At 43.8% G+C, this 15,094-nt stretch carries 15 protein-coding genes and 1 pseudogene; 10 read left to right on the plus strand and 6 right to left on the minus strand.

The genetic code is table 11. From position 1 onward, the window contains the following. Nucleotides 1–388: 388 nt before the first annotated feature. Nucleotides 389–832 carry a GlcG/HbpS family heme-binding protein gene (locus ACFQI7_RS35915; RefSeq protein ID WP_268966874.1) on the plus strand — a complete coding sequence of 148 codons (444 nt, stop codon included), beginning with the start codon at nt 389–391 and terminating at the stop codon, nt 830–832. 593 nt (nt 833–1,425) lie between these two features. Here the strand turns inward: ACFQI7_RS35915 and ACFQI7_RS35920 are convergent. Both ACFQI7_RS35920 and ACFQI7_RS35925 read right to left on the minus strand, forming a co-directional pair. After that, on the minus strand, nt 1,426–2,196 hold the full coding sequence (locus ACFQI7_RS35920; protein WP_218103459.1) for a DeoR/GlpR family DNA-binding transcription regulator: 771 nt from the start codon (nt 2,194–2,196) through the stop codon (nt 1,426–1,428). Between the two features lie 143 nt (nt 2,197–2,339). Beyond that, nucleotides 2,340–3,335 (minus strand): PHP domain-containing protein, encoded by a 996-nt coding sequence (locus ACFQI7_RS35925; protein ID WP_218103460.1) that lies wholly within the window; start codon nt 3,333–3,335, stop codon nt 2,340–2,342. A gap of 235 nt (nt 3,336–3,570) precedes the next feature. On the opposite strand from ACFQI7_RS35925, the gene ACFQI7_RS35930 reads away from it, so the two are divergent. The 5 genes from ACFQI7_RS35930 to ACFQI7_RS35950 all read left to right on the plus strand — a co-directional run bounded on the left by ACFQI7_RS35930 (nt 3,571) and on the right by ACFQI7_RS35950 (nt 8,518). Next, the gene (locus ACFQI7_RS35930) at nt 3,571–4,521 is read left to right on the plus strand and encodes a metallophosphoesterase family protein (protein WP_218103461.1); all 951 of its coding nucleotides are present in this window, start codon (nt 3,571–3,573) and stop codon (nt 4,519–4,521) included. A gap of 674 nt (nt 4,522–5,195) precedes the next feature. Beyond that, on the plus strand, nt 5,196–5,546 hold the full coding sequence (locus ACFQI7_RS35935) for a GNAT family N-acetyltransferase (protein ID WP_377518483.1): 351 nt from the start codon (nt 5,196–5,198) through the stop codon (nt 5,544–5,546). 128 nt (nt 5,547–5,674) lie between these two features. Next, on the plus strand, nt 5,675–5,968 hold the full coding sequence (locus ACFQI7_RS35940; RefSeq protein WP_218103463.1) for an SMI1/KNR4 family protein: 294 nt from the start codon (nt 5,675–5,677) through the stop codon (nt 5,966–5,968). A gap of 184 nt (nt 5,969–6,152) precedes the next feature. Then, nucleotides 6,153–7,535: a hypothetical protein gene (locus tag ACFQI7_RS35945; RefSeq protein WP_218103465.1), complete on the plus strand. Its 1,383-nt coding sequence runs from the start codon at nt 6,153–6,155 to the stop codon at nt 7,533–7,535. A 314-nt stretch (nt 7,536–7,849) separates the two neighbouring features. Beyond that, on the plus strand, nt 7,850–8,518 hold the full coding sequence (locus ACFQI7_RS35950; protein WP_218103466.1) for a Type 1 glutamine amidotransferase-like domain-containing protein: 669 nt from the start codon (nt 7,850–7,852) through the stop codon (nt 8,516–8,518). A gap of 643 nt (nt 8,519–9,161) precedes the next feature. On the opposite strand, the gene ACFQI7_RS35955 is transcribed toward ACFQI7_RS35950, so the two are convergent. After that, entirely contained in the window at nt 9,162–9,749 is a 588-nt protein-coding gene (locus ACFQI7_RS35955; protein ID WP_218103468.1) for a hypothetical protein, read from the minus strand. Between the two features lie 304 nt (nt 9,750–10,053). On the opposite strand from ACFQI7_RS35955, the gene ACFQI7_RS35960 reads away from it, so the two are divergent. The 3 genes from ACFQI7_RS35960 to ACFQI7_RS35970 all read left to right on the plus strand — a co-directional run bounded on the left by ACFQI7_RS35960 (nt 10,054) and on the right by ACFQI7_RS35970 (nt 12,412). After that, the gene (locus ACFQI7_RS35960; RefSeq protein WP_218103470.1) at nt 10,054–10,236 is read left to right on the plus strand and encodes a VOC family protein; all 183 of its coding nucleotides are present in this window, start codon (nt 10,054–10,056) and stop codon (nt 10,234–10,236) included. Between the two features lie 955 nt (nt 10,237–11,191). Continuing rightward, nucleotides 11,192–11,812 carry a hypothetical protein gene (locus tag ACFQI7_RS35965; RefSeq protein WP_377518474.1) on the plus strand — a complete coding sequence of 207 codons (621 nt, stop codon included), beginning with the start codon at nt 11,192–11,194 and terminating at the stop codon, nt 11,810–11,812. 162 nt (nt 11,813–11,974) lie between these two features. Further along, nucleotides 11,975–12,412, plus strand: coding sequence for a DUF5071 domain-containing protein (locus ACFQI7_RS35970; protein ID WP_218103604.1), 438 nt, complete (start codon nt 11,975–11,977; stop codon nt 12,410–12,412). A 549-nt stretch (nt 12,413–12,961) separates the two neighbouring features. Here the strand turns inward: ACFQI7_RS35970 and ACFQI7_RS35975 are convergent. The 3 genes and pseudogenes from ACFQI7_RS35975 to ACFQI7_RS35985 form a co-directional block, all read right to left on the minus strand. Continuing rightward, the gene (locus tag ACFQI7_RS35975; RefSeq protein WP_329958310.1) at nt 12,962–13,183 is read right to left on the minus strand and encodes a hypothetical protein; all 222 of its coding nucleotides are present in this window, start codon (nt 13,181–13,183) and stop codon (nt 12,962–12,964) included. Nucleotides 13,184–13,203: 20 nt separating this feature from the next. Continuing rightward, the gene (locus ACFQI7_RS35980; protein WP_230415753.1) at nt 13,204–13,518 is read right to left on the minus strand and encodes a hypothetical protein; all 315 of its coding nucleotides are present in this window, start codon (nt 13,516–13,518) and stop codon (nt 13,204–13,206) included. A gap of 643 nt (nt 13,519–14,161) precedes the next feature. Further along, nucleotides 14,162–14,455, minus strand: a pseudogene (locus ACFQI7_RS35985) (DUF3231 family protein); the annotation flags it as partial. Nucleotides 14,456–14,830: 375 nt separating this feature from the next. Between ACFQI7_RS35985 and ACFQI7_RS35990 the strand changes: the two are divergent. Beyond that, complete coding sequence (locus ACFQI7_RS35990) at nt 14,831–15,022, plus strand: hypothetical protein (RefSeq protein ID WP_377518485.1); 192 nt, start codon at nt 14,831–14,833, stop codon at nt 15,020–15,022. Nucleotides 15,023–15,094: the final 72 nt, after the last annotated feature.

The following is a 15,094-nucleotide window of genomic DNA, read 5'->3' on the forward strand; positions in this document are numbered from 1 at the left end:
ACTAACGGATGGGTTCGTGACACCATAGCGCAACGACCTTCCTCACCAGCCGTAAGAATAGTATAAAACGTCGCACCAAAATTTTCATCCTCTGTGGCGCCCGACAGGGCATGGGGGGCTAACGGGTAACGATAGTTGAATATACCCCCACAATGATGAGGCTGCCGGCACGTCCGGAGCCTCATTAAGCCATTTGGCAGGATAGTTTAAGATCATGAGCGGCGAGCCGTATCATAAGTAAATACATCGTCCCGGGGATCTATCAAGCCGAGATCGAAGTCAGTATGCCGTAACCATGCGATTCGAAAAACAATATCGAGGGATTCGTTCCCAATTTGGGTGATGACCCATACAATATGGAAGCATCGAAACCCAAGGAGTGAATGAGTTGCTTACATTGGAAATTGCCAAACAATTGCTCGCGGTTGCGGAACAGAAAGCCCGTCAAATGGGACTCGCCTTCGATATCGCAATCGTCGACGCCGGGGCGAACTTGGTCGCCTTCCACCGGATGGACCATGCCCGGATCGCCGGGATCGAAATCTCCAAGGGGAAGGCCTGGACGAGTGTAGCCATGCAAATGCCCACGGCTAACTTAGCCCAGTCGGCGCTTCCCGGCGGTCAACACTATGGGGTCAACACGACGAACCAAGGGAGGGTCACCATCTTGGGAGGCGGCATCCCACTCGTCCGCGAAGGCATGATCGTCGGCGGTATCGGCGTCAGCGGAGGCACCATGGCGCAAGACATGGAAGTGGCCAATGCCGCCGTTCAAGCGTTCGCCGCTGCGCATGCGAATCCTCCCACGGGTACCGCCCGGACGTTTTGGTAAACGCGTAGTAGGAATGGAATAGCAGTACAAAAGAGAAGTTCGTCTACCCGGCGGCTTCTTTTTTTGCTAGTCTGCGGCGGGGGAGGATGGTATGATCGAAGAATGAACTGGATCGGTTGTCTTAGGAAAGGATATACGCATAGTCGAACACTTTACTCCAGAGTTCAATCATGTTGGATTGAGTGACCTTAATGCTGTTGGGTTATACGAACAAACTATTTTCCCGCATTATGGCACACCAACTAAATTTCATTTGATTGTTGATCAACCGCCGCAAAGCAACGACAAGGGAAGGGTGTCCGGCGACACAAACATGAGTGCTTTTAGATCCCCGTCAATCGGGGATTTTTTATTTCAAAGTACCTATGTTTGTGTCGCGAGGCCACGACACAAACATAGGTGCATAATCGTTTTGCGACACAAACATATGCGCATAATCGCGATAGGATTTTCGAACATCGAAAGAGGCAGCATATTAAGTTAACGGATAACGATAGCTCACACGACGGCATAAAACCGAGGGATTGGCCGGCTAACTTTTTGGGTTCACCCCACAGCGGCAACTGCTCCTTGATTTATTACGCTAGAACGCGTCAATTGCTAATCCGCACTTCGATGCCAAGCGCTTCAAACGAATCGATCCACTCTTTTGGGCAGCCCGGATCGGTAATCAGCATTGAGATTTCTTCAAGCCTCGAGATTTTGACAAACGTAGATACGCCAAATTTGGAGTGATCCGCCACCACGATCGCTTCCTCTGCCCGACGCATCATCTTCCGCGATATTATCGCTTCTGCCAGATGGAAGTCGGTAACGCCGTCCGTCAATGAAATGCCGCCGACGGATAAAAACGCTTTGTTCACTTTAAATTGGTCGTACAGTTCATCCGTCAGCGATCCCGTTGCCGCTTGATAATCGACATTCATTTCCCCGCCGACGAATATAATATTCCCTTTGAACATCTCAAGGGCGAGGTTTAGAATCGGAACCGAATGCGTGATCAGAGTTACATTCGTACGATCCTTCAAATGAGGCAAAATTTCCATGGTCGTCGTGCCGTTATCAAGCATGATCGTTTCACCGTCTTGGACAAGAGATGCTGCCAGTTTTCCGATGGCTGTTTTCTCCTTCTTCATCATCTGCGATCTTTTGAGAAAAGGCGGCTCGACGAGCTCCATCCGCATTTTTACAGCGCCGCCGTAAACTTTGCGCAGCTTGCCTTCCCTTTCCAGCCGATCCAAATCCCGGCGCACTGTTTCTGTTGAAATGCCTAGCAGGTGCGATAGATGGTGCACCTGCACCTTTCCTTCGATTTCTAACTGTTTTAAAATCGTCATCCTGCGATCTTCATATGTTAATGACACGATAGGCCTCCTGAGATGACCAATGATGGCGGAGTGGTGATGTTTCAATTTGTTTTATTAGTTTATAAAGAGAAGGCAACTAAGTCAACGTACATTGTAGGAGGGAGCGTGTTCCCGTAGACTATGGCTTGGAAGAAAATTATTTACAACGGTACGGTAATTCGCTGTCTATCCTTGAAATATACGATTTCCTTATAGCCCACATCTTTCAACAGCTCGATTGCTTCATCAAGAAACATGCCGATATCGTCGGGGAAATGCGAATCTGAGCTGAGTGTAATTGGCACCTCGTATTTCTTGAGTATTTGAAGGAAAGACGGGCTCGGACAAGCTTCCTTGACCGGGTAGCGATAAGCTAGTCCCGTATTCAGCTCTGTCGCAACATTCGCTGTTTTCAGCGCCACAGCGATGCTTTCATACATTGGCAGAAGCACCGATTCGTCCGGCCGGTAATTAAACACCTTCAAATTATCCAGATGCGCTATCATATCGAACAACCCGCTTGCGGCCGCTCCGCTAACCGTATCGAAAAAGTGTTGGTACAACAAGGGCAAATCTTTCTCCTTGAACACATCCTCCGTGTCCGGATTATCGAACCCCCAGCCATCGAGGAAATGTACCGAGCCGATGACATAATCCAGATCGTATTTCGAAAGAAGTCCGCCAAGTTCCTGCTCTCCACCCGGAAAATAATCCGCTTCCAATCCTAACGACACCGGGTACCCGGCCTCCTGCGCTTTTTTTACCGCAGCTATGTAGGGCTCGATGTGGCCGATACATACGCGATCCAGCCAATATTGCTGCATCTTGCCGACAGGCGAATCGTCCAGAATTAGGTGCTTTTCATAATAATCACGAAACTCCGTGAAGCGGTAGCCGTGATCGACCAAACCGAAGCGTTCTATACCTCGTTGTTTTCCCAACTCGAAATAAGTTTCAAGCCACGTTTCATGAAAGCAGCCTTGATCCATTCGCTGCTTCAGTAACTCTACAAAATTCTCCGCCCATGCCAAAGTGTGAGTATCCTTACCGGCGCTTATCTTGGCCATGTGCACTTCTTCCAAAGCACGGGCGGTTCGTTGAACCCATCTCGAAGAATAAGGCCCTTCTTCCAGGTGAAAATGAAAGTCTACTTTCATGGCGATCACTCCTTAAAACAATCCAGTATGGTGACTATTTAACTTGTTTTATGACTGTTTATGTTGTTTCTATTCAGTTTAGGGTCTCTCTTTCTCTATGTCAATCTCGAATCATGTTTCGAAATATAATTGACAGCAGGAGAAATATGGAATTAGAATAGTCATAAAACAACATAAAAAAAGTTAATAAATCATCATTTCAAGGAAAGTCACATTATTAAAGGGGCAAATAACGATGAAACATAAACTTTCTTTCCGCGATGATCATACTTTTACGATTACACAATTTACAGATATTCATTGGAAGGAGGGAGGGGCAGAAGATCAACAATCTCGTCGGCTCATGGAGGCAGTGCTTGATGCGGAAAAGCCCGATCTTGTCGTATTTACAGGCGACGTCATCTATACCGGAAACGTATCTGAGGGGACGCCACTTTGCGAACGACCAGCTCAAGCATTGCAGGAAGCGGTGCATGCGGCAGAATTCCGCGGCATTCCTTGGGCGATTGTCTTTGGCAACCACGATACCGAGAACAGGATTACAAGAAAAGAGCTCATGGACGTTGTCACATCGCATGAGCACACCGTATCCCAGCACGGCCTTGACCAGTTGAGCGGAGTGGGCAATTACACGCTGCATATCACCGGTTCCGATGATCTACCTGCGGCGGCTTTGTACTTTTTCGATTCGGGTGCTTACTCACCGGTTCCGAACGTGCCGGGTTACGACTGGATTCGCGGCGACCAAATCCAATGGTATGCGAACGAATCACGCAAACTCCGCGCGCGTATGAACGGTCGCATACTGCCGGCGCTAGCCTTCCTCCATATCCCGCTTCCCGAATATAAAGAGGTATGGGAGACCACAGTGTGCTTCGGCAACAAGTTCGAGGATGTGTGCTGCGCAAAAGTGAATTCGGGCCTATTTGCCTCGATGGTCGAGATGGGTGATGTACTGGGCACATTTGCCGGTCATGATCATACGAACGATTTCTGGGGCGAACTCCACGGGATACGTCTTTGCTATGGCCGGGCGACCGGCTACAATACTTACGGCAAAGAAGGCTTCCCGCGAGGCGCACGCATGATTCGTTTACGTGAGGGGGAGCGAAGCTTTGAGACGTGGCTGCGCCTTGCGAACAACTCCGTCATCAGCCTACAACCCGAGCACCACCCTAACGTTTGATTTTCATTGTGTGGGCGCCGGCAATCTGGCTGCTTTCGTGAACGAAGTCAAGATGCAAAGCGGCAAGCATATTGGCTGATGCGACACGGATCGTTCTGTTCAATGGATGGATGCGGGGAGTACTCCTAGATTGCATCGTATTATCGGGATTCGTATTACTGAACCTGGTCATGGTAAACCGGGTGGTCAATTTCGTGAAATAATCGAGCTGCGTGACTGCATGAAGAAATGACGGGCACCGATAACAATTGGCCAAAGAAGCAAAAAAAAGATCTTACAACCGGCGACCGCTCTCTGATTAGCAACGGAGAGCGGTTGTATAACGACATAAAGTTCACCCCCCAGGAAAATCCTTGTCTATCAAGGTTTTTTCTATATTTAGGGGCAAGAATTCTGTCGCAGATTGAAGTCATAAAGTTTACCTCTTTCGATTGCAGTGACAGAAAGATTGTCCCTTATAGGGAAAGTCTGATTTTGAAAGTGGCGGATAAAGTAGCTCTAGTTTTATCCTCATTGAAGTAACGGGCAGGAATGCTCAACAAAAAGTGGAAGTATATTGTATAAATTACAGGGTTATATAGGAGCTGATATTGAATATGATTCGTGAAGCTGAACGATCTGACTGGGATCAACTGTAAGCGCTTTATCGTATGTTAGTACCAAATAGTAAAAAAATGAATGTTCTAGAAGAACAAATTGACACGATAAAAAGAGACCCTAATAATTTTCTGTTCGTTTTTGATTCAGACGGGGAAATATTAGGAACAGTGACACTAAATATATGTATCCAGGCGTTGCATGGGACAAGACCATATGGAGTTGTTGAGAACATTATTGTTCATGAAAATCATCAAAGTAAGAATATTGGACAACAACTTCTACAATACGTTGAGGAGTACTGTAGATCTATAAATTGTCATCGGATTATGTTGCTAAGCAATTCAACTCGTGAAAGAGCTCATCGGTTCTTCGAACGAGAAGGATATGACGGTTCTGTTAGTAAAGGATTTAAAAAATACCTCTAACTAAACTGACTGGTTACGAAATAAATATCACAGGTACGAGTCGTGGCGAACTGCCACTGTTCATTGAAGTAACGGGCAGATTAGTTCAACAAAAGCTGGAACAAATAACTCAAATAGGGTACGGATTTATGTGTAACAAGACAAAACAAGGGATTAATCGATTAATGGATCCTTCGAGTATTGCTGACTTCCGCCTTGGTGAAGGTATTTATGTGAACGACCCTGACAGGGTAATTTATGATAACGATAAATTATTAGTTTTTTTCGAGGTATTTGAAGGTACATATTTGACGATGGACTTTACGGACGGCAGCAGAAATGATGAAGGACAATGCCCTATTTATTACTTCGATGAGAAAATTGCGGACTCACTTTATGAATTTCTTGTTCGTATGGATTCAGGAACTGATTACTTTATATGAACCGCTTGGATTCAACTAACGAGGAACGATAGTTGAATCAAATTCTACGTAGGCAGCCAGGATGATCGGCTGCCTTTTCCACGCTGGGGCAGGAAAATGTGGTGTTGTTGTAGAAATATCACTAAAATAAATGGGTTCATCCATTATTTGTTAAAAGTGCATGTTTATTTATGGAGGTGAATTAATGAGATTTTTTTCATTCATTTTACTTGCAACATTCGCTCTGATGTTGGCAGCATGTAAAGAACAACCGAATCCTAGTACGACTGTTTTACCGAAAGATACCAATATTAATCAGAATATTGCAGGCTCTACCACAAGACAAGAGGAGGGTGGTGATGCTCGCCTGTACACAAATACATCACAACCGAGCAATTCCCCATCATCTTTTTTCGACGAATCAGAATGGGTAGGAACTTGGAAATGGGATCAATCTACAAAAAATGATATATCTACAATCAAGATAATGAATATAAAAGAAGGTAAGTTGTTCTTCTCGTTAAATGCGTACCATGTGACGAATCCTACCTCCGATGAGGGTCACAATGGCGAACTAGCCGATGAAACAGCAGTACTAATTGGAAATGAAGCGACATATAAAAATGGAAAATATGATTTTGAATTACGTATGTTAATTGTTGACCACCATCTTATAGTTATGACTAAAGGGAAAGAAAGTCCGTTTGGAGCTTTTGCTGAAGTAGATGGTCGATACTCAAAAGTACTCGAAAATTCTCAAGCTTCAAACAAAACCTCCGATATCTCGAAAGTCCAAAAATCATCTGATTCAATAATTGGGGATATGCTTAAGGAACAGTCGTTTAGTGTGAAATTTGAATCTTTAGGGGATTGCGAGTTTGTTTCAACGATTGAAAAGAAAGAGGACTACAAAGATCAGCCACATTTTTACGTTAATACTAGTGATACGGTGTCCGAATTAAAGTACGAACTAGAATGGCCTGCTTTCCTTGATTCCATCTCTGCGGTATCCTTTCGAGATGTAAACGGGGACGGTATGAAGGACATCATCGTGATCGTTAATTTTATGACCGGTGCGGGCCAAATGGGAGCTATCCCGTTTTCGAAAGTACTAATCTTCAAACAGACTGAATCCGGGTTTGCCGAAGATAAGGTCATTGAGAAAAAGGCTAGGAAGGGCGTGCCTTACCGAATTTTGTCGGTGCAGGATGTAATGATTGGCCTAAAGACTGACCTGAAGGACAGTGTAACAAATGCTTGGATACGTCTGCAAACTGGAGAATATACTACTGGTTCCAACGATCTAACTGCCCCTACTCTGGTCATTAAAGAGTCTACTGGCGATACAGTTTTATTCAGCCTGGATTCCGGCTACTCTTCAATTAAAGAATCAACTGAACGGGGCAAGATCAGTGAAATTGTATCTGGGAGAGCAACTACTTCCTATGAGGAAATGATTTATAAAGAAGGAGATTACGAATTATCTTTTTACTTGATTAATAACAGTGATCTTTATGTAAGTGATAACGGAAAGTCGCATTTAGGACAGAATGTTTATGTAAAGGGAATATACTCTCTCAAAAAGTAGAGAATCGACCTATTACGTTAACGGAGTAAAAACATCATGAAGCCGCCGCGGGATCGATCAGGTGGCACATTAAGCTAAAGGGCAGGATAGTTCAATCGTTTTGTCGAACACCTAGGCATTAGGGAAATTACGAAGTTCACAAACGCAAATGAATGTTTGATAGGAATAATGGCCGAAGTAATTAAATGCGCGACACAATATCGGGTCTGGGTTTTATACCAGCTTAAGCTGTCCCATTAGACGTCCGCACCCTCGTTTGAAAAATCTAATGGAATAAACCTCAGACACACACAACAAAGAAAAGGAGTGAAGTTATGAAATTTCTGCTCACATCTGGTGGCATCAATAACAAAAGCATAAACGACGTGCTGGTTGGCATGCTGGGCAAGCCGATCGCCGACTCCAACGCCCTGTGCATCCCCACCGCGATGTACGGACACCCCTGGGTCGGCCCCGGCGTCAAAGCCTGGGAATTCATCAGCGGGAAAGAAGAGAATCCCATGGTCAACCTGGGCTGGAAGTCCGTCGGTGTGCTGGAGCTCACAGCGCTGCCAAGCATCGGCGAAGACCGCTGGATGCCGCTGGTCCGGGAGACGGACGTCCTGCTGGTGGCGGGCGGCGACGCCCTCTACCTGTGCTACTGGATGCGGCAATCCGGGCTGGCAGATCTCTTGCCGTCGCTGCAGGCAGTCTATGTGGGAATGAGCGCCGGGAGTATGGTGATGGCACCTAACATCGGGGAATTCTTCGTTGGCTGGACTCCACCCAACGGTGGCGATGAAGCACTGGGACTGGTTGATTTTGCAATGTTTCCGCATCTGGATCACGAGATGCTGCCGCATAACACAATGGCTGCTGCGGAGAGATGGGCGGCCGAGATGCAGGGGCCGGCGTATGCGATTGATGATCAGACCGCCATCAAAGTGATCGACGGAGCAGTCGAAGTTGTTTCCGAAGGGCATTGGAAACTTTTTTCGCCCTGATATTACTCCGCTGTTAACATATAAGGTAACTTGCTTGATTGGTGGAACCTTAGTTGACTACCAACTAGGACAAGTGGTAAGTCGTGCCTTTTAGTGTACATAACTACTCATTGCGCTACCCCGAAAATTTCACATAGCATAGATCTAAAATTGGCAATACGAAACTAAGCCCAGCTTTAGTGTTTTTTTAAAAACTGTGCTTCATAGAATTTATGTGAAATCAAGATTGTTACGAGGCTGTCGAGGCGGTGAGAGCTACTTGAAAACCAAGATTCTCGAGCCTTCGAACGGCTTGCTTCATTATGGCTTCTTTTTGTCGCTCTTCAAAGTAGTGGCTCCCTAAATCTTTGTAATCCTCGCCGCGAGTAAGGAGATGGTAAACAATGGTCATGATGGAATGGGCGACAGCCACGGCCGCTCGATGTCTACCTAGTCTCTCTTTTTGTAACGTTCGATCAAGTAAGTTATCTGATAGAAGGCTTACAGCTGGGGATCGTGCCTGGATTACGGGAGGGCTGGAACTATTGGAAGAGGATAACGCCGGCTATACGAACGATTGAAGACCCACACAAAAAGGATCACTTTTTTTAAAGTGTCCTTTTTGTGTGTTACTGTTCAGTGTGTCTTTAAAGCACTAACCGGACTAATCTAGTTCAATTTCGATACGTGCAAGGACACCAGCTGGATTGGTCCCATTTCTATTTGCATTAGAAGGGAAGTTAAACGCAGCTATTACAATATCATTATTACCTCTCCGAAGGAAACGCCTTACGTTAAACGATCTTCCCGGATTAAAGAATGAAGCATTGGCTTGCGGATTGTCGATAACTACCGACCGTCCATTTATTATAACGATGGCAAAGTTATCAACTGCCAAGAATAATCTAGCACGCACAATATCGCCACTAATTCTAAATCTTCTGGCGACCACAGCAGCAGGACCATTCGGTTCGTTGCTTCCCCAAACGTACGATTCACCAGATCGCGGCGCTACCCATGCCGGGTTCCGCTCGATCTCCAATGCGTTTACCCAATCTCGATTCGTACTTACTGTCCTAGTTCTTTGGCTAATAACATACGGTTTTTGTGCATTCAATGCTCTTTGTGCGGCACTCATCGCACTTATCGTTTTTGCAACGGTTCTAGCCATGATTCCTCTAGGTCTTGCAACTGTTTTTACTGGTTTTACCGGTTTGACTGTTTTATTTCTTATGACAGTTTTTATTTGCATCTCATAACTCCTCCTTTTTATTAGCAACCTCTAACATTTATATGTGTTTATAGATTTCATTGATCTGGCTAAATCATATAGTCAAGTCGCCTAATTCCACAAATGAAAATAGACCCCCGTAAATTGCAAAAGCGAACATGAGGTCAAATTTTCACAAAATAACGTCACTGTTAGTCGTTTACTAACGGCAGGGTAGTTCAATTCGAACTGAATAATTCTCTAAGAAGGAAACGGACGTATAAAGCAGAATAAAGATAGGTGACACACCATTTATTTCCATGAGTTGCTTGTTTGAAATCGGTCGATGATTGAAGTAATCCATTACTTCCGAGTTCCTGTTATTGATTTGGACGTTTCAGTTCAGTGGTATACCGAATGTTTGGGGTTTACGTTGCTTCGGAATGCAGGTGATTTGGCTGTGCTGGAATTAAAAGCGGGTCCATTGTTGGTACTTTTTAAATTCTGTATTTACCCCATTACCTTTTAGACAAACGCCGCGACAAATGCGCTTAACCTTACATAAGCTGCAAAACATCTATAAAGGAGGGACGGCATTTGCCAAACGGGAACGACAGCAGAATACGGCTCGATCTTTTTTCAAACCGTAACTTTTCTGGACGAAGCATTATCATACGTGGAAGAATAGCGGTACTTGATGCCAGACAGTTCCGTTTCAATGGCGAGCTGTCAAGCTTTCGATTAAACCGCAAGGAAGACGAAGAGATTGTCACACTGGTATTATGGTCAAGAACGCACTTTCGGGGAGCACGTCGGGTATTTCGGGGATCAATGAACATCTCGAACTTAGGCAGCTTTGACAATAGGATGTCTTCCTTTATAGTGATCCCTCGCAGATTATCCGATTCCGAGATTGATACATTGGAGAGACGTGGACTTCCACCCTTTGGAGACGTCATTATTGGACCTTTCCGGCAAGAACTACCAAGTTCCAAAATATAGGAGTAACCCAAAAAACTTATCCCTCAGTGGCCAAGTTTTTTTCTTTTTGGGAGCTATGGATGAGGTGGTGGGCGAACAACGTGTTGTTTGGCGTTTTGCAAATGTAGTTCGGCACTATCCTGCCAACGCAAGATGGACTTCTAGAGTTCTCCATTGGCTTCAATAGTCCTGATATCTATCAATTAAGGCATTATTTGAGTGAGAAAGGTGTAATAGTAGATGAAATGAAAGAGGAAAATGGGCATTTCTTTTTTCACTTTTTTGACCCGAGTGGGAACAAACTACGAGCTCATTGGTGATACATATAGGGATTTGCCTTGCTCTGACATGACAGCTTTTTAAGCTAAAGGATACGATAGTTCAACGAAGGATTCTATATAAATGTCAAGGAGCTGCCGAGGCAGCTCTTTTTGACATGCACACAAAATAAAATTTTATATATGTACTACCTGGAATTAGGGAGTGTGTAAGAAATACCATCTATGTACTTATATGGTATCGGATTTAAACCTAAACAATACGCAGAGCAGGTGTTGAATGAAAATAATCTTATTTGCTATTTGATCGCGGTCCTGATTTGCTTAAGTATTTTTGCGTTTATTATATATCCCATTTTTTTTGATGATACGATCGGTCCATTTAATGTAAACTATATTTCTGCTGACGAATCAGATATTAAAATTGCAACAGATTTAAGCATAGGTAAGGGGACTCGTCTTTTGAAGACATTAACCCAAGAAAATCAAATCTATTCTTTATTTGAAGTAGACCCAGAAGGAGAGTTTGGGATCGCGACATTTACGCCTACAGAAAAGAAGGACAGGTTCAAATTCAAGTCGGCAAGCTATTCTAGTAACCCGATTCAAATGATAATAAATGGGAACGAGAGTGTTGTAGTTGGGGTAAGAAAGGGAACCCAAATACATAAGTTGATAGTTATGAGAGCTCGAGAATCTGTTGAGAAAAGCATCACATCGGAACAAGATTTTCTAGAATCATTAAAGTTCCACTCTTCTCAATTAACCGATGAAATAACGGTTGTTGGCTATGATAGAGCGGGAAGCGAGAAAGCAAGAACAACAATTAAGACTGGAACTCAATAATATTGATTAGGCTAAGCTAGCAGGATTTAGCTAACGGGGAACGATAGCGCGGCGATGGAACTGATCCATCGCCTGTTTTGTTTACGGGGAATTTCTCAACTAAAAGGCGGGATAGCTGTGTTAAAATAAGGGAAGTTACCTGTGAGGAGAAATACGATAAAAATGTTTACCATTAGTGAGTTAGTTCCTAAAGATAAATACGATGAAGAAGCCTTTTATAAATTGAGAATCGTGGTTTCTAATGAAATCGATATTAGTCCGATAATAGGTAAACTTTTCAAATGGATTCAGGATATTAACTGGCCGATCGCTCCAGAGCTGTGCAAGATACTCGCAACTCTTAAATCGGATGATATCCTCCCTCAAATCAAGATGGTCTTGAAGAGTGGTGATGATTGCTGGAAGTTTTCATGCGTTTGTTTCCTTATCCCTGAGTTACCAACTGAAGTGAAAAAGAAATTAATACCCGATTTGTTAAGAATTATTACGACTCCCACAGAAAATGAAAAACTCTGTGAAATTGATGTGGACGCTAAAGATGTTTATGAAGATATCATTGGCTCGTTGAGCTACCCGAAAATTTCTCATAGCATTAGATAAAAAAATGGCAATACGAAACTAAGCCCAGCTTTTGTGTTTTTTTAAAAACTGTGCTTTCTGGTCTTTATGTGAATGGAGGAGGTTACGACGCGGTTGAGTTGGTGAGAGCTACTTGAAAACCAAGATTCTCGAGCCTTCGAACCGCTTGCTTCATTATGGTTTCTTTTTGTCGCTCTTCAAAGTAGTGGCTCCCTAAATCTTTGTAATCCTCGCCGCGCGTAAGGAGATGGTAAACAATGGTCATGATGGAATGGGCGGCCGCCATGGCCGCTCGGTGTCTGCCTTTGCGGGCTGCGATGCGTCGATACTGAGCTGCGAGATAATTGTCGGATCTGCAGACGGAGTGGGCGACTTCAATGAGTGCCGATCGGAGGTATTTATTTCCTTTGCGAGTTTTCGAGGACCGGCAGCTGTGTATAACCGGGACGCCATACTTTCATCCAAAAGTGAATAATAGAAAGATTTTTCTCCCGCGCCTTCGCTTGGACTAGTTCTCCACATGGACATAGCGTATATGGTAATATGCACCATCAGACGGTTCATTTAATATCAGTTTTGTTTACTCATACTCAAGATTTTAAGGACAATCCATCTGCTGAGTATGCTGAGTAAGCAAAAGCCAATAAAAGAATACGTATGAGTCCAGTAATCCAACTGGAACATGTTACTCAGAACAAATAACGGTTCAAAAACGTAGCTGAACAATGCTGCCAAGAAAATAATCGCCCATAGATACGATTTCCAGGTCTTAAAGAATTGATAAACAACCATAAAACTTACTGGAAGAACCGTTATATCGGCTGGAAACAACGGTGGGAAAAAGGCAGTAATTTGTCCGGGTAAGCCCAAAGTAAGAGGTCGGCACCAATAACATCAAGGGTTACTGCGATTGTTTGAATAACGAAACCATATGTGAGTATTTCTAATATACGTTCTCTATCTATAAAGAACTTAAGCAAAATAACCCATGGCACGATTGAAGCAACCAGAAGTAGCCACCATTGCCATGTGAACAAATCATCTGTAATCCAGTGTGAAGTGCCTAAGTCTCGGAGTAACTTCCGTGCCTCTTGTACTTGATCAAACGAAACAACTGCTTCCAACAATATGTCTCACTCCGGATAACAGGTTATTCATCATTATTGTAAAAAACTGTTAGGCATATACATCGACATATGAACACTTGTGAATATTGAGGAACTTGGGAAAAGGGAGGGAGGACATAACTTAGTCCTCCGGCGTGCGGTCAAGATAAAGGCGTGTGACCGAAGTTGACTCACCCTCTTGTACCTCTTTGTTTGTTGCTTTTTCTTCGAGTTCATCATGTGTATTCATACCTGGAGCGATTGTTTCATATTGGGAGGGCTCTCGATGCTGGAGACACAGCCAATTACATTCGCAGAAGCGTGCGAATTCGTGAAGAAAATTCCCAAGATTCTGCGGTGTAGTCATTGCGGAGCTTGAGAGCAAAGCAACAATGACACACGCAGGTTGAATATTGAATTGAAATACATTATGGCCCCAAAAGGGACCATAACGTAAAATTCACAGGCTTTTAACGGGTTTAATTATCGTGCAAACGTAGCACTTATGTTTTAATCCTTTTATTTGCCTTACATTATCGCAATAGATACATCTCATGAAGTACTCACCCCCGACGATATTATACCGTTGGATATGATTGTATATTCATGAATATTATGTAACTAAAAAGAAGAGGTCGCCCTTTCCTTACCGCACCATTTTGAGTTACACTTCTAGAAGTTCTGGTCTTTTAATCTGAAGGGGTGGAGGAACCAACCAGCCTTTCTCCTTGCTCACCTTCAAGATTCTCAAACCAATTGCAGCTTTAGTTACATGGTATTTAGAGAATAGAGCTCCGATGTCTTCACGTGTTGCCTTACCCATAATTTGACTACAAGCGACCAAACTTAGAGAAGTATCAGCACCAACCATAGCGGCAATTTCTTGATCAGAGAACTTTACACCAACAGGAATATCTTCTAATTTGGTTTCTGGTCTTTCAGGCAAAGCAGGGGAAGGAGTGTAAATATATTCAACAATATTTTACTCTTCGGGATAAACTGCGGAATTTCAAATATTATGTTTCACCGAACACGAAATTCGAACCATTCTTTTAGAAAATAACGGCCATTAATCTTGACCGCGAATTCGGTCAAATCCTCAATAGGGCAGTCGTATTCGATAATGGGAGCCGTTTAGCCAAACAGTCACATAGGTTTTGTTGAATATGGCGGCTGCAATATGTTCGTCAGTAGAAAGCACGAATCCGGATTTAAACATCAAGACACCTCAACGAAATTTCTTCCATCTATATTAACAACATGGAAGTAAATTGAAAACAACGAACATCGGGATGAACTTAAGTGGATCGAAATTACCGAGGAAAGTATCCGTATCTATGATAAGGATACAACGCCTGCCGTGCAGTTAATAGGTTACATGCGGCCGTTCTCCCGAGCACGGGATCCAGAGAAGGGGCTCCTGTTTTATCGTGAAAAAAAAGCGGAAGGTTACCTGGATACGGGGGGTGTTGGGTATGACGGCATCGAGTTATTTTATCAGGAACTACGCGGCAAAAACGGATAATACATTGCCGGTCAACGCATTGAAAAAAATCATTGGCAAAGCCAGTGAAAGGTAACAATTTGTTTTTATCGA

The organism is Paenibacillus allorhizosphaerae, from assembly GCF_042659105.1.
In the GTDB taxonomy this organism is placed as follows: Bacteria; Bacillota; Bacilli; order Paenibacillales; family NBRC-103111; genus Paenibacillus_G; species Paenibacillus_G allorhizosphaerae.

Coding starts and splice junctions, on each gene's coding strand:
- ACFQI7_RS35925 (WP_218103460.1), bottom strand. CDS start 3,335: ATGAAAGTAGACTTTCATTTTCACCTGGAAGAAGGGCCTTATTCTTCG.
- ACFQI7_RS35930 (WP_218103461.1), top strand. CDS start 3,571: ATGAAACATAAACTTTCTTTCCGCGATGATCATACTTTTACGATTACA.
- ACFQI7_RS35935 (WP_377518483.1), top strand. CDS start 5,196: ATGAATGTTCTAGAAGAACAAATTGACACGATAAAAAGAGACCCTAAT.
- ACFQI7_RS35940 (WP_218103463.1), top strand. CDS start 5,675: ATGTGTAACAAGACAAAACAAGGGATTAATCGATTAATGGATCCTTCG.
- ACFQI7_RS35945 (WP_218103465.1), top strand. CDS start 6,153: ATGAGATTTTTTTCATTCATTTTACTTGCAACATTCGCTCTGATGTTG.
- ACFQI7_RS35950 (WP_218103466.1), top strand. CDS start 7,850: ATGAAATTTCTGCTCACATCTGGTGGCATCAATAACAAAAGCATAAAC.
- ACFQI7_RS35955 (WP_218103468.1), bottom strand. CDS start 9,749: ATGCAAATAAAAACTGTCATAAGAAATAAAACAGTCAAACCGGTAAAA.
- ACFQI7_RS35960 (WP_218103470.1), top strand. CDS start 10,054: ATGATTGAAGTAATCCATTACTTCCGAGTTCCTGTTATTGATTTGGAC.
- ACFQI7_RS35965 (WP_377518474.1), top strand. CDS start 11,192: ATGTACTTATATGGTATCGGATTTAAACCTAAACAATACGCAGAGCAG.
- ACFQI7_RS35970 (WP_218103604.1), top strand. CDS start 11,975: ATGTTTACCATTAGTGAGTTAGTTCCTAAAGATAAATACGATGAAGAA.
- ACFQI7_RS35975 (WP_329958310.1), bottom strand. CDS start 13,183: ATGGTTGTTTATCAATTCTTTAAGACCTGGAAATCGTATCTATGGGCG.